The organism is Chitinophaga sp. W3I9 (genome assembly GCF_050434025.1).
Taxonomy (GTDB): Bacteria; Bacteroidota; Bacteroidia; order Chitinophagales; family Chitinophagaceae; genus Chitinophaga.
Genome location: NZ_JBNPWC010000001.1, coordinates 1,380,603 through 1,395,337 on the forward strand (window position 1 = coordinate 1,380,603; position 14,735 = coordinate 1,395,337).

9 protein-coding genes and 2 tRNA genes are annotated in these 14,735 nt (G+C 45.4%); 4 read left to right on the plus strand and 7 right to left on the minus strand.

The genetic code is table 11. The features are described from left to right. Positions 1 to 7 precede the first annotated feature (7 nt). Complete coding sequence (locus tag QFZ51_RS06025) at positions 8 to 1,231, plus strand: MFS transporter (RefSeq protein ID WP_429044162.1); 1,224 nt, start codon at positions 8 to 10, stop codon at positions 1,229 to 1,231. Between the two features lie 26 nt (positions 1,232 to 1,257). Further along, a complete protein-coding gene (locus tag QFZ51_RS06030; protein WP_429044165.1) occupies positions 1,258 to 3,264 on the plus strand; it encodes an FAD-dependent oxidoreductase in 2,007 nt (668 codons plus the stop codon). Between the two features lie 10 nt (positions 3,265 to 3,274). Here QFZ51_RS06030 and pbpC read toward each other — a convergent pair whose 3' ends face one another. Both pbpC and QFZ51_RS06040 read right to left on the minus strand, forming a co-directional pair. Beyond that, complete coding sequence (gene pbpC, locus QFZ51_RS06035; protein WP_429044168.1) at positions 3,275 to 5,671, minus strand: penicillin-binding protein 1C; 2,397 nt, start codon at positions 5,669 to 5,671, stop codon at positions 3,275 to 3,277. Between the two features lie 97 nt (positions 5,672 to 5,768). After that, a complete protein-coding gene (locus QFZ51_RS06040) occupies positions 5,769 to 6,821 on the minus strand; it encodes a ligand-binding sensor domain-containing protein (protein WP_429044171.1) in 1,053 nt (350 codons plus the stop codon). Positions 6,822 to 7,057: 236 nt separating this feature from the next. Between QFZ51_RS06040 and QFZ51_RS06045 the strand changes: the two genes are divergently transcribed. Next, positions 7,058 to 7,906: a winged helix-turn-helix domain-containing protein gene (locus QFZ51_RS06045; protein ID WP_429044174.1), complete on the plus strand. Its 849-nt coding sequence runs from the start codon at positions 7,058 to 7,060 to the stop codon at positions 7,904 to 7,906. Positions 7,907 to 8,196: 290 nt separating this feature from the next. Here QFZ51_RS06045 and QFZ51_RS06050 read toward each other — a convergent pair whose 3' ends face one another. From QFZ51_RS06050 to QFZ51_RS06060, 3 genes are all read right to left on the minus strand, one after another. After that, entirely contained in the window at positions 8,197 to 9,846 is a 1,650-nt protein-coding gene (locus QFZ51_RS06050; protein WP_429044177.1) for a hypothetical protein, read from the minus strand. Positions 9,847 to 10,104: 258 nt separating this feature from the next. Continuing rightward, positions 10,105 to 10,178, minus strand: a tRNA-Pro gene (locus QFZ51_RS06055). An 87-nt stretch (positions 10,179 to 10,265) separates the two neighbouring features. After that, a complete protein-coding gene (locus tag QFZ51_RS06060; protein ID WP_429044180.1) occupies positions 10,266 to 11,144 on the minus strand; it encodes an MBL fold metallo-hydrolase in 879 nt (292 codons plus the stop codon). Between the two features lie 153 nt (positions 11,145 to 11,297). Between QFZ51_RS06060 and QFZ51_RS06065 the strand changes: the two genes are divergently transcribed. Next, on the plus strand, positions 11,298 to 11,807 hold the full coding sequence (locus QFZ51_RS06065; protein ID WP_429044182.1) for a GNAT family N-acetyltransferase: 510 nt from the start codon (positions 11,298 to 11,300) through the stop codon (positions 11,805 to 11,807). A 67-nt stretch (positions 11,808 to 11,874) separates the two neighbouring features. Here the strand turns inward: QFZ51_RS06065 and QFZ51_RS06070 are convergent. After that, positions 11,875 to 11,948: transfer RNA gene (locus QFZ51_RS06070), tRNA-Pro, on the minus strand. 241 nt (positions 11,949 to 12,189) lie between these two features. Continuing rightward, positions 12,190 to 14,586, minus strand: coding sequence for an ABC transporter permease (locus QFZ51_RS06075; protein ID WP_429044184.1), 2,397 nt, complete (start codon positions 14,584 to 14,586; stop codon positions 12,190 to 12,192). Positions 14,587 to 14,735 lie beyond the last annotated feature (149 nt).

Below are 14,735 nucleotides of genomic sequence, written 5' to 3' on the forward strand. Positions count from 1 at the left end.
AAACATTATGCAAAAGAGCACAAGGGCAGGCCAGCTGCTTTCCATCCCGGTGATTGTAGCGGCGTTGGGTTATTTTGTTGACATCTACGATCTGCTGCTGTTCAGCATTGTGCGCATGCCGAGCTTAAGAGCCCTGCACGTGGCAGAAAATGAATTGATGGAAAAGGGTATTTACCTGATCAATATGCAGATGGCGGGGATGTTGCTCGGCGGCATTTTTTGGGGAGTATTGGGAGATAAGAAAGGACGACTGTCTGTATTGTTTGGCTCTATTCTCTTATACTCGGTGGCCAATATCCTGAATGGTTTTGTGACTACGGTAGATCAATATGCCCTGTTGCGTTTTATAGCGGGGATAGGGCTTGCGGGGGAACTGGGCGCCGGCATTACTTTGGTGGCGGAAATACTGCCAAAGGAAATACGTGGCTATGGTACCGCCATTGTAGCGTCAGTAGGCGTGCTGGGAGCAGTCCTGGCCTATTTTATAGCAGACCTTTTCGACTGGAAGATCGCTTATTTTATTGGCGGTGGACTAGGGTTGGCGTTGCTTGTACTACGGTTTAATGTATTTGAATCGGGTATTTTTAAAGAAGTAAAAAAAGCACAAAGATCACGCGGTAATTTCTTCTCCTTATTTTCTTCCGGTAAAATATTTTTTAAATACCTGAGATGTATTATGATCGGGTTACCTATCTGGTTCGTGATCGGGATCCTGATTACTTTTTCGCCGGAGTTCGGAAAGGCTATTGGTCTTGCTACAGCTGTGGAAGCGGGAAAAGCGGTGATGTTCTGTTATATCGGGCTTTCGCTGGGAGATATGAGCAGTGGCTTGTTAAGCCAGTATTTAAAAAGCAGGAGAAAAACGGTGCTTATTTTTGTGATGCTCACCTGTGCGGCGATAGTTGTTTACTTAAGTCAGCGGTCGCAGAGTATTGTTGTCTTTTATTCACTGTGCGGTTTTCTGGGGTATGCCATTGGTTACTGGGCGTTGTTTGTAACGATTGCCGCAGAACAATTTGGTACCAATATGCGGGCAACGGTGGCCACTACGGTTCCCAATTTTGTACGTGGCAGCGTGAATATTTTTACGCCTGCATTCCTTTTGCTGAAAAATCATTCAGGTGTTACCGTTGCTGCGGGTATGGTGGGCATTATTACCATTATACTTGCGCTGCTGGCAGTATGGAAGATGGAAGAAACTTTCTCCAAAGATCTTAACTACACGGAATAAATTATTATCTCTTCAAAACATATATAATGAGGAAGAAAAACTTTCTTTTACTGGCGGGTCTTATTTTTTCGATAGCTGCAAAGTCGCAGGAAACGTATGATATATGCGTGTATGGCGGCACCTCCGGGGGTGTAATAGCGGCTTATACGGCGAAGAAAATGGGAAAGTCGGTATTGCTGATTGAGCCGGGGAAGCACCTTGGCGGCATGTCATCCGGCGGACTGGGATACACTGATATCGGCAACAAGTATGCGGTTACCGGTTTGGGTATTGATTTTTACCGCAGGGTGGGTAATCATTACGGGCAGTTTGAGTCCTGGATATTTGAGCCGCATGTGGCAGAGGATGTATTTATGCAGTATATCAGGGAAGCCAACGTGCCGGTGCTTTACCAGTCGAGGATGGTGGCGGCGGTAAAGGAAAATGGTTTTATTAAGGAGATCTCAGTGGAGAGCACAGCGGCTCCATCGAAGCAACAAAAACATATCCGTGCAACCGTGTTTATTGATTGTTCCTATGAAGGTGACCTGATGGCAAGGGCCGGTGTATCTTATACGGTAGGAAGGGAATCTTCCGCTGTTTACAACGAATCGTACAATGGCGTGCAGGTGCAGCCTCCCGCTACACCGCAGCATGGTAACCAGGTACCCGACGGCGTAGACCCGTATAAGATATCCGGCAATCCATCCAGTGGCTTGCTGTGGGGCATCAGCAATGCCAGGCTGGCGCCAATAGGAAGCGGCGATAACCATGTGCAGGCTTATAATTTCCGGATCTGTTTAACCGACGATCCTGCTAACCGTATACCTATTACCCGCCCGGAGGACTATGATTCCAGCCGGTATGAAATATTGCCGCGCTATATAGCAAAGCTCACTACACCGAATGATATCCGGGATATCCTGAAATTTGACCTGATGCCTAATCATAAAACAGACATCAACAATGGTGGCGGCTTTTCTACCGACATGATAGGCAGGAATTGGGAATATCCGGATGGAGATTACGCTACCAGGGAAAAAATCCAAAAGGAACATGAACTGTACAACAAGGGGCTGCTGTATTTTATCGGGCATGATCCCCGTATACCGGACAGTGTGCGCCGGTTTATGCTGAACTGGGGATACCCTAAAGATGAATACGCTGATAACAATCACTGGAGCCCGCAAATGTACATCAGGGAAGCCCGCAGAATGCGCGGCGTATATGTAATGACGCAGGCTAATTGTGAGCGGAAGGAAGTGGTAACGGATGGTATAGGGATGGCCGCATATGGCATGGATTCTCACAATACCCAGCGTCTTGTTATTAACGGGATGGTAAAGAATGAGGGAGATGTGGAAAAAGGCGGCGCTGGTCCGTACCCTATTGCTTACCGGTCACTGACGCCGAAAGAGAACGAATGTAAAAACCTGCTGGTGCCTGTTTGTTTGTCTGCCAGTCATATTGGTTATGGCTCTATAAGAATGGAACCGGTATTCATGGTACTGGGGCAGTCGGCCGCGGTGGCTGCTGCGTTTGCGGTTGACGGGCACACCACGGTGCAGCAGGTAGATGTAAAAAAGATACAGACATTGCTGGCTGCAAATCCATTGATGGATGGCAGCACGCCAGAGATCCTGGTGGATAATGATGATGCTGCCCATGTGGAAATCACCGGTAAGTGGTCGCTTAAAAAAGGAGGCACTTACGGTCCTTCTGCTCTTTATTCTTCTGAAAATGACGAGCCTAAATCCGTAAAATTTATACCGGAAGTGAAGAAAGGTGGAAACTATGACATCTACACCTATGTGTTGCCGCGGATAAATAATGTATCTCCCGCTACCAAAGTAATGGTATTTGATGGCAGTCAATCCAGGGAGATAACTATTGTTAAAGAGAAGGTGATTGTAAACGGTCAGACCAGTGGTGAATGGGTACATTTAGGGAAATTTAATCTGCCGGCAGGCAAAAAAGCCGACATCACTATTTCCAATAATGAGGCGGGTGGCGTGATTGTGGCAGATGCCGTATTACTGGTTCCCGGAAGATAGTGTGCTTATACTACTCTCTTTCTTTATCTAAAATTTCAAATGATTGTTCTATCCTTTCGCCGTTTTCATCTACCAGTGTAATAATATGTTTCCCGGCTGCGGGGTGTAGCGCCATCTGGTGAAACTCTGTGGTAGCGCCTATGAAGTTGTTATCGAGGTGCCAGAATATTTTAGTGGCATTGTTCCGGTGAGTGGCGGTAAAGATGGTTTGACCAGGCTTTCCGTCGATTTCAACGGGCACGAATATACGCGCCCCTGGCCGGGGATAGATCAGTTCCATAGGCGCCTTATCCTGTCCCAGTGAGGCGAGGCAATCCGGCTTATACGGCGGCAGCTGCTGATAATAGTTTTTGCTGCGGTAGTAATACTCCTGTGAGGGAGGCAATACAAACCAGGATTTATGCTGCATGAGCGAGGGTGATTCACAGGCTTCTGTTACACGCCACTGGCCGGTTCTGTCGAGATGTACCAACTGGTGGTACGGACATACCCCTGCCCTGATCCCGGCCGCCGGTACATAAATCGAATCTTTTTCATCGCATAGTTCGCCTGCGCGGAATCCGCTTTTGCGGCATACTTCAATCTTTTTCAGTTGCTGAAAAGGCGTGTTAAACCAGCCGCTGGTATGCAATAAACGGAACACATCAAAGAGAATAGGCGCGGCAGTGGATACCCCTATCAGGCCGGGGCGGCCTTCTCCGTCGGCGTTTCCTACCCATACCCCTACTACATATTGCGGCGTTACGCCAATCGCCCATCCGTCCCGGAAGCCGAAGCTGGTGCCTGTTTTCCAGGCGATACGTTGCGAAGAGGAGAACTGCTGCCAAAGCAATTCTTCGCCCGGCCGCATCACTTCGGTCATTGCCTGAAAGGCGTACCAGATGGAGCCCGCATCCAGCAGGCCGTCTTTACTCAATCCGTATTTCGACGGGCGTTGGATATTAAGCCGGTAATTGGGAGGATGAATATCATCCATATCGTACTTACCTTTATATTGATCCATGTGTAGCAGGGTGCGGGCCATGCTGGCATACATACCGCACATTTCCCAGAGGGTGGTTTCGCCGCCGCCGAGGATCAGTGATAAGCCATAGTGGTCGGCTGGTTTGTTGAGGGTGGTGATGCCCATTTTTTGCAGCAGGGAATGAAACCGTTCGTAGCGGTATTGCTGCAACATACGTACGGCGGGAATATTGAGGGATCTGGCCAGCGCGCGGGAAGCAGGTACCGCGCCATCGTAACCGAGATCAAAGTTTTGCGGCGAATAGCCGGCTATCTGCGTAGGAATATCGGGGATCAGTGTATTGGGCAATATGAGGCCGTCGTTGAGCATGGCGGCATAGAGCACGGGCTTTAATGTACTGCCCGGACTTCTTCTCGCCTGCACAATATCCACATGACTTTCCAGCTCGGGGTCTGAAGGATGATAAATGTTGCCTACATACGCCAGGGTGTTGCCGGTTTCTACGTCCAGTACCAATACAGCTGCATTATTGATGCCGTTCGCCTTATAAGCATTATGATAACGTTCGGCGATGGCGGTGGCGTTATGTTGCAGGTCGGCCTGCAGGGTTGTTTTGATGCGGGTAGGTTCGTCCGTTTGCTGTTGCAGGTAATCACGGCGGAACAGGTCCAGCAGGTGCGGCGCTTCCTGTGGCAATGGCAAGGGTTGATCCGGCAGGGGTTCCATTTTTGCCAGCTGGCAGGTGATGCTGTCGATGGTGCGCTGGTGATATAATTTATTCAGCAGTTGATTTCGTTTATTCAGCAACGTTACCCTGTTGCGGCCGGGATGTACCAGCGCGGGACTGTTAGGTAATACCGCCAGCGCGGCCATTTCGCCCCACGACAATAAATCGGCCTTACGGCCATAATACCGCCAGGCGGCGGCTTCCAGTCCAACTACATTGCCCCCGAAAGGTGCATTAGCAGCATATAACGCGATAATCTTCTTTTTAGAGGCCGCAAATTCCAGCCGCGTGGCCAACACCGCTTCCATCATCTTTTGCCAGATATTGCGGGGCTGATTGCGCGACAAGCGAATAACCTGCATCGTGAGGGTGCTGCCACCGCTTACAACTTTTCTGCCACGGGCGTTTTGATTAATAGCCCGGCCTATGGCGATAGGATCTATGCCCCAGTGATAATAGAAACGTTTGTCTTCATATGCGACGATACACTTTTCAAATTTATCCGGCACATGCGCATTGTACGGAAACCGCCATTGGCCATCCGGTGCAATGCTGGCGTTCAGCAGATCGCCGTTGCTGTCTTCCAGCACATAGGAGGTAGGGCTGGTAAAGAGTTGTTTGGGTAAACAAAAATAGTAGGCAATGAGCACAATAGCGGCCGCTGCGAGCCACCACTTTTTTTTGATGCACCATTGTTTAAGGATATCAGGCTTCATTATTTTTTTATGCGCGTTCAAAGATAAGTTAACTTATTGTTTTGAACGGCTCGTATATCTGGTAGTCAGGGTGTAATCACAGGTTGCTCTCTACACATTACTTCTGACCCTCTTTGCCTTTAAAATCCGTAATGGTCTTTCCATCATAACGATACACTCCGTTTACAGATCCAAACCAAATACTTCCATCGTTAGCTTCCAGAATCCCAAAGAACATTGGGTTATACGTTATTTCGGTTACCGTGGGCCTCTGATCAGGCAAAGACCTTTGGTCATACCGGGAAAGTGCCCAGGCTTGATTGCGCAGAAACTTTTCGTCGTACTTGGGAACTGCCAAAGCCTGGCTATGATCCCTCTCTGAACTAGTCCAGATATTACCTTTTTTATCCTCAACTATATAACCAACAAACTTCTGTGTGAAATTTATAAATGTACTGCCATCATAGCGCCAAAGACCATCAGGTCCGCCAAGCCAGATATTACCTTTTTTATCTTCGATTATGGAACGAACATTCTTAAAAGGTTTGTCCTCATGGGTAAAAACGGAGAATGTTTTTCCATCATACACGAAAGTGTTGCCTCTTGTAGCAAACCAAAACTTACCTGTTTTGTCTTCAATAATAGCAGTAACTTCATAAGGGGGCCTCTCCGGAAAAGTTTTCCCTATCCGGTCCTCATTCATTACATCTCCATTGATGATATAATTCCGGAAGGATTTCCCGTCGTAACGGCTTGCTCCTCCAAAAACACCGAACCAGATGTTGCCTTTTTTATCTTCATAAATACTACCAACATCATTATTGAGAAGTCCATCCCTGGTGGTGAGATTTTGAAAGGATTTCCCATCATAATAATAAACACCTGAACCAATAGAGCCGAACCACAAGTTGCCTTTACTATCTTCTAAAACAGAAAAAAAACGGGCCGTACTCACTTTACTGGTAATATTGGTAAAAGATTTTCCATCGTATCGAAAAACTCCCTCCCACGAGGCAATCCAGATGTTGCCCTTTCTATCTTGCATGATATTTCGGGTGATGGATTTAGGTCCGGTTTTAGTTTGTCCGTAGGAAACATTAAAGATGCCTGCGACAATAAAGACGCCAAGGAAGATTGTCTGAATAATTGTTTTGTTAGATTTATACATCATTATGTCAATTTGTTATTGATAATGTATTTATATTGTATCAACCAGGTTGTCTTTCTGGTGGGCAACCAGCTCCACGATTTCGCCTTTGCGGGGCTCAAAGTTGATCTGGCGAAATTACTTTGATATCTTTCAGTACAGGGAGCTTGGATTGTAAATAAAATTGTAAACTTTGTAAATAATAACTTGACACTATGCACCTTGGTCAAAATCTCCTCCTGGGGAAACGCAAATACCTGTTGGGATTGATCCTATTCTTGTTTGTCTCCGTCATCTGCGTGGCTTTCATTATGGGTGGAAGTGACGATTTTGATATTTCCAGAAGGGAGGTTTTACTTCGCCGGATCGGACATGAACTACTTTTACAGTCGGGCGACAGTACCTCAAGGGTGCTCCCGGTAAAAAAGATCGCTGAAAATGAATACCGGATCACGTTTGAGAATGATCTTACTTTTCAACCGGACTCCCTGGTGAATACCACCCGGCGTTTGCTGGCCAAAGACCCGCTCGCACGTGATTATGTTGTTAATGTGCTGAACTGTAGCAACTCCAGTGTAGCCTATGGATACGCTATCTCCAAAAATACAAAAGATGATATTGTAACCTGTATGGGAAGAAAACAGCCCAAAGGATGTTACATGATCAATGTTAAATTCAAACCGGTGGGTATAAATACTGCAAAGAATGGATATCTCCTGGGCAGCCTGCCGTTTTTAGCATTTGTTGGTTTTCTTTTTTTGAGATCTGTTAAGCCGCGGAGACCTTTACCTGAGAAAAGCGCTTTACCAGGGGATGATCAGGATACGGGCATCATTACTTTGGGTTCGGTTTTGTTTGATGCGAAGAATCGTAAGCTCATAATTGATGGAAAGACGATAGACTTAACCGGAACTGAAACCCGTGTTCTACAAATTTTCGCGTTGTCTCCTAACGAGACTATAGAGAGAAGCCGGCTGCAAAAAGAGATATGGGAAGATGAAGGTGTTATTGTAGGGCGTAGCCTGGATATGTTCATATCAAAGCTTAGAAAAAAACTGGAATTTGATCCGAATATCAAAATTGTGGTTATACGAGGAAAAAGGATATAGGCTTGAAGTTGGCTCTTAAGGAAGAATTCTCTTATCCGGAACTGATCAGCTTCACCTGCCCGGGAATGGCTAAAACAAAGAAGCCCTGCATACATGCAAGGCTTTTTTCTAAGTTGGGGCGGCAGGGCACATTTCCCAGTGGATTTTATTAATTCCGGCAGGAATACATAATTATTAATACTAATTTCTAAATCACAAAATCCCTATACCAACAATGACAAAATGAGATACTCCATTTTGTCATTGTTGGTATAGGGACTAAAATAAGCTATGCAGGAATGATCATAGGATTAAGTCAATTTTACTGCAGTAAAATAATTGAAAAATGAAGAAAAACTACCTGCTGAACCATTACCACCAGTTTCAGACATGACGGAGATAGTGCCATTTACTCCGTAATCTGCCATTTGTACCATCCAGGATATTTCAACTGCTGTATTTGAAACTTCCAGCCACCTGTATGTTCCATCTAACACTTTGCACCCCATTGGCAAATTAAGCACAACATATCCCGCATGACTGGTTGAAATAACACCGCTGAGCACAACCTTGTATATACCCCCAAAGAAGATTCCGGTAATACTTGAAATGTTTCCCGCAACCGGGAAGCTGTACCCTTGCGCTATAGTGCTTTGCAAGCTGCGGGGCATGCCCTCAGCATTAGAAATGTTAACGGGGTATTGACAATAATAAGGCGCTACTGTTCCGTTGCAGACAATATTTGACACCGTGTTGAATTGCCCGTTACCCTTAAACTGCGCTACACTTTCATAATATGAAAAGTTGCAATCTGAAAGGGATATATTGTTGTTAAGATTAGCACAAACCAGCCCAACCTGAGTACCTGTAAGCAAACCATTAAATCTGCTTGAAGAAATAGCTATTTCATGGGGCCATGACTTGATATTAATAGTTGTTCCCGACTGGCTCTGGAAATAACAGTTACTAACTGACGATCTATACGGTTTAACGTTCGTTGCAGCAACAGGAGCATAGGAAATGCCTTGATTAAGGAACCAACAGTTATTAAATTGTGACCCTTCATTTTTAATTTCATATTCCATGAGGACATTCTGTGCTCTGCCGGTTGCATCAAAATAGCAGTTCGAAAACATGCTGATGAAAAGATCCTTAATCCATATATTCACAGGGAATAAATAGAATAGCGTATTGGATACCGTTAAGCCTTCAGGCGTTTGCGGGGCATTTCCCGGATTAGCTTCTGCTTTCAATCCATAATCATCAGGACCGCTTGAATTGGAAACAATGAAGCAATTATCAATATTTACTTCTGCGGTTCTGTCGTAATAATAAATGCCGGACTTGGAATTAAATTCACAAGATTGGAGATTGATCTTTCTGGCATTAGTGAGCTTGAGACTTAACGCACAATTGGTTACCCGGACAAAATTCAGATCACACGCTTTGGCGGTTGAAGCATATGAGTTCGTATAATTTCCGGTGATTTCGATAGCAGTATTAGATCCGTTTCCAGCGATAGATAAGCCTGTAATCTCAATTCTTTCTGAAGATGCCTGTACAGATAACACCGGATTGGCGGTAGAAGAAATAGTGGCTCCTTTACCGGATAATTGCTTATTTGAAGGTACTACGACAGTTGTACTAGTGGTAAATACCTTATTTTCTAATATCACAATGTTGCTGAGTCCCAATGCCGCAGTTAAAGATGCAGAACAATCAATCCCATCTTTTACACCAAACCACCGTAAATCAATGAAAGTAGTATAAATTCTTTTCCACCGGCCTGATGCTACACCCTGAATGATAGTTCCATTATTAGGGGTCTCTCCGGATAAACTGTCCCAGTAAAATGAACCGCCCCCGTTATCGCCGGGGGTATAATAGCATAATACCTCATAAATTTCAGTAGCTACAGGGGAAGCTAGTGCCTTAAGGGCATCAATGTTTTGAATAATCATAATTAATAATTAAGAGGGTAAACAAATATGATGTTGCTATAGTAAACATATAAGGATGCAACGCATTCTATATACGTACCGGGGGACAGGCTTTATTTATTTGGAGTGATAAGAAACAGGTCAGCAGGATGGTCAGTTCATTTTTTCGGTTAACACTTTGTAGGAATGGTGGGCTCCGGACTGTGTTTAAAAGAGCAACGGATTTTGCAGCATAAAAAAGCCTTACAGTGCAAACTGTAAGGCTTTAATCTTTCTAAGTCGGGGCGGCAGGATTCGAACCTGCGACCTCCTGCTCCCAAAGCAGGCGCGATACCGGGCTACGCTACGCCCCGTCTCCGACGCTGTGTAGCGGGATGCAAATGTAGGAAATAAATATCCACAAAAACAAATCCTGCTGAAAAAAACTTCAGTAATGATATTCATTTATTGACAGGCGCACCGGAAAGTATATCCCTCACCGTTAGGCCGGGTAACAAACGGAATACGGGAATACTGATGCCGTATTTATTGCACAGTTCTTTAATGCTCCGGTCAATGAGTTCCGCGCTGTACCTGGAGGAGAAATGTCCGAGGATCAGCTGTTTTACGCGGATATGGCTTACCATATCCATCACTTCTCCCAGTTTGCTGTGCTTATTCTTATGTGCTACTATTTTCACATCCCCTTCACTGGCTAGAAACGTAGCTTCATGGATCAGGATATCGGTGCCATCCCAGCGTTCCATATCCTGTACAGGCGTATCGCCCGAATAGCCGACCAGGTTGGTTCTTACTTCCATTGTGGTGCTTTCTTTTCCTTGCTCCATAATGATTTGCCGGATCGTTTCGGGGGGAAGCGCTGCCAGCTTCGGCTTCACTTTTTGTTTCACCTGCATTACCTTATAGCTCAGGCTCCGGATGATGTGCGCATCGGTAGTTACATGTTCGTTACGCACAGGAATAACCACTACATCGTCTTTTACCCATATTTCATCGCCCGGTGCTACCGCCCTCCATTGTGTACCGGCAATATGAGGATCAAAATTTTTGGAGAATGCTTCCATCGCCGGAAAAGAACTGCTGTCCCTTGGATAACAGATTACCGGCAGTCCATCCCGTGCATTCAGCTGGTTTAGCTGCAGCAGGCCCGTTAAATGATCCCTGTCCGCATGAGAAATAAATACATAGTTGATCTTCCTGCTTTTTTGCAAAAGTGCAGCCGTTAATCCATCTCCCGCATCCATTAAAATACCCAGTTCTTCCAGGAAGTACCAGGTGGAAAATAAGGCGGTAGAGTAGCCTGATATCGTTAGCTTCATCAGTAGTTCTTAGTTATGTTATAAAGATAGATATATTTTACAGACTCTCCACCAGTAGGTATAACGACAAATCTGATATGGTCGAAATGAACAAAACTGAATCTGTTTTATTTGCCTTTTATAGCTGAATTTTACGGTCTCAATATTTGTTCTATGATGCAGATAATTAACAGCACGCCGGAAGATATCGATGTAATCTTTAGTCTTTATGAAGCCGGCACACAACTTCAAAAGAAAATTGCACAGAAGCACTGGGAGGGATTTGACCAGGCGCTGGTGGAAACAGATATCCGTGAAAAGAGGTTATGGAAGATAATGGAGGACGACCGGATTGCCTGCATCTTTTCTCTTACATTCCAGGATCCCTTTATATGGAAAGAGAAAGATCAAGATCCGGCCATTTACATTCACCGTATCGCCACTCATCCGGACTTCAGGGGCAATGGTTATGTAAAGCATATTGTACGGTGGGCCAGGGAATATGCAGTAAGTATCGGGAAAAACTATATCAGGATGGATACCGGCAGCGGCAATGATAAGCTGAATAACTATTATGTAAGCTGTGGCTTTAATTATCTTGGCGTGGTGGCGCCGGTGGCGAGTGATGAGTTACCTGTGCATTACAAGAAGGGTACTTCCAGCTTGTTTGAAATAGTGCTGTGAGGCAGTTATGAGGTTATACATAATTAAAAAAGGCTTTCCGTTTACGGAAAGCCTTTTAAATGCTAAGTCGGGGCGGCAGGATTCGAACCTGCGACCTCCTGCTCCCAAAGCAGGCGCGATACCGGGCTACGCTACGCCCCGAAATCCCTTCTTAGTCCGCATCTTCTGCATTAACAGCTGCCCTTGCGGCAATACCTTTGCTTCAATTGCGGAGTGCAAATGTAGGAAAATGTTTAACATAAAAACAAATTTTTTTAACAAAAAGACGCAAAATATAATAGAATGCCCTGCTACGCTGGATTACACGAGGTGACAATTTTCTCAAGAAAGTAACAAACCTGTGAAATAAGATCGCTCAAAGCCCATCCCTTTCCGGAAAAATTTATTCGGTACGCAAGCTTTTTACCGGATTGGACCTGGCCGCTTTGATCGATTGGTAGCTGACGGTTATAAAGGAGATGACAATGGCAATAACACCAGCCAACGCGAAAAACCACCAGCGGATGCTGATATGATAGGCAAAATTCTGCAGCCATTTATTCATTACCCACCACGCCACGGGGAAGGCGATCAGCAAAGCAAATACCACCAGCTTTAAAAAATCTTTCGACAACATCCCTACAATACCCGCTACGCTGGCGCCCAGCACTTTCCTGACCCCGATTTCCTTAATACGTTTTTGTGTGGCAAAAGTAGCGAGGCCGAAAAGTCCCAGGCAAGACACCATTACAGATAACACAGAGAAAATATTGAAAAGCTTTCCCATGCGCTGCTCGGCGAGGTATAAGCGCGACAGGTCTTCATTTACAAAACCGAAAGAAAATGGGAAATCGATATATACCTGCTGAAATACTTTTTTCATCGTCGCCAGGCTTTGCTGCATATTGGCAGCCGTAGTCCGCTGTACAATATACCCTGTGTTCCCGTTAAAATTGCCGGAACTGCCGTTCCTGATAATCAGTGGTTGTATGGGCTGTTGCACTGGCTTGAAGTTAAAATCTTTTACTATTCCTATGACAATGCCTGTACGGCTATCCATGGTTATTCTCGTTCCCAGCGCAGTTTCCACGTTTAGCTTCATTGCTTTTATGGCCGTTTCATTGAGCACATAGTTATTTTCATCTCCTTTAAAATCTTTGGAAAAAAACCTGCCGGCCTTTAACTGCATCCTGAAAGTATGCACAAAATGATCATCCACCCACATTTGTGGAAATACCAGGTTTGCCTGTGGGTCCTTTCCTTCCCATTCAACCGAACGGGTACCGGTGGGCAGATCTGTAGGCAGGTGACTGATAAAAGTATAATCATCTATCTCCGGATACTGGCTCATTACAGCTTTCAGCGCCACCTGGTTCCGCTGCAGGTCGCCCAGGCGGGGAATCGGTATATACAGGAGGTTTTCCTTGTTGTAACCGATATCCATGGTCCGGATAAAGTGCAGTTGTTTATACACTACAATAGTGCTCACTATCAGGATCACTGCAATGGAGAATTGCACGATGATCAGGCTGTTCCTGAAAAACGTTTTCCTGCCATGCAGCATCTTTACACCTTTCAGCACTTTCACCGGGTTAAAAGAAGAAAGGAACAGCGCGGGGTAACTTCCGGAAAGCAAACCTACACCTATTGCTATTCCTAAAAGACCCGCTATGAATTTTATATTCAGCAGGTTAATGGAGATGGATTTCGCTGCCAGCTGGTTGAACAATGGTATCAATGCCCATGCTATCACCAGCCCGATAATCAGGGAGATAAAAGATAATAATAACGCCTCACTTAAAAACTGCATTACAAGTTGCGACCGCAAAGCGCCCACTGTTTTACGCATCCCTACTTCTTTGGCCCGTTGCCCGGACAAAGCAGTGGACAGGTTCATAAAATTGATGCCGGCAATCAGTAAAATAAAAACCGCGATCAGGGAAAAGATCTTTACTTGTTGATAGTTACCCTGGCCGGCTACATCGAGCATCAGGCGGGAACGCAGATGCACATCCTTTAGCGGCTGAACGTACAGGAATCCATTTGTTTTCGTTATATCCAGGCGGCGGTAAAGCGCCTGGATCTGCTGCTGTAACGATGCCAGGGCTGCTGGTGTGCCACTGAAATGATCATCCATCAGCAGGTAAGTATATACATCAAAATTACCCCATCCCTGTTCCAGGTTGATGGTTCTTTCATAGAGCTGAATGGGAAGCAACATATCAAACTGCAGGTGCGAATTACGGGGAATGTCTTTCAGTACACCCGTTACCAGCAGGTTATTGCCATTGTAATCATTGTCAATGTGCAGGGTTTTGCCCATGGCATTTTCCGGGCTGCCAAAGTACTTCTTTGCACTGCTGGCGGTGAGTACCACGCCATCGGGCCTGGACAGTAGGCTGGACGCGTCTCCCAGCAAAAGGGGATAATCGAAGATGCAGAGAAAATTACTGTCGGCGTAGTAGATGTTTTTCTCCTCATACTTTTGATTATTTACTGTTACCATGCTTTGCAGGGCGGCCAGCCGGGTGGTGTTCTTTATGCCCGGAACAGCTTCCCTGATGGCCATTGCAGCAGGCACGGGCACCACTGCTGCTGCTATATCCCCTACACGGGCCGTGAGGCGGTAAATATGCCCTGCGTTAGCGTTAAAGCGGTCGTAGCTCAGTTCATCCTGCACCCACAGGAAAATAAGAATGCTGCAGGCCATGCCTGTAGCTAATCCGAAAATATTGAGGCCGGAAAATAACTTATTCCTGAAAAGGTTTCTGAAGGCTGTTTTCAGATAACTTTTGAACATACGGGTGCAAGATTGATTGTTTTGTGAAAAGCCAACAAGGTGCCAGATATGAAATATCTTTATGCTAGATAATTATACTTTAAAGTATTTATAATGTGTCCGGTTTTAAAGCATAATATGTTCATTTTTAAACCTGTCCTGCCTGCAGA

Bases quoted from the DNA above. Each gene is read 5' to 3' on its own strand.
- QFZ51_RS06025 (WP_429044162.1), top strand. From the start codon at position 8: ATGCAAAAGAGCACAAGGGCAGGCCAGCTGCTTTCCATCCCGGTGATT.
- QFZ51_RS06030 (WP_429044165.1), top strand. From the start codon at position 1,258: ATGAGGAAGAAAAACTTTCTTTTACTGGCGGGTCTTATTTTTTCGATA.
- pbpC (WP_429044168.1), bottom strand. From the start codon at position 5,671: ATGAAGCCTGATATCCTTAAACAATGGTGCATCAAAAAAAAGTGGTGG.
- QFZ51_RS06040 (WP_429044171.1), bottom strand. From the start codon at position 6,821: ATGATGTATAAATCTAACAAAACAATTATTCAGACAATCTTCCTTGGC.
- QFZ51_RS06050 (WP_429044177.1), bottom strand. From the start codon at position 9,846: ATGATTATTCAAAACATTGATGCCCTTAAGGCACTAGCTTCCCCTGTA.
- QFZ51_RS06060 (WP_429044180.1), bottom strand. From the start codon at position 11,144: ATGAAGCTAACGATATCAGGCTACTCTACCGCCTTATTTTCCACCTGG.
- QFZ51_RS06065 (WP_429044182.1), top strand. From the start codon at position 11,298: ATGATGCAGATAATTAACAGCACGCCGGAAGATATCGATGTAATCTTT.
- QFZ51_RS06075 (WP_429044184.1), bottom strand. From the start codon at position 14,586: ATGTTCAAAAGTTATCTGAAAACAGCCTTCAGAAACCTTTTCAGGAAT.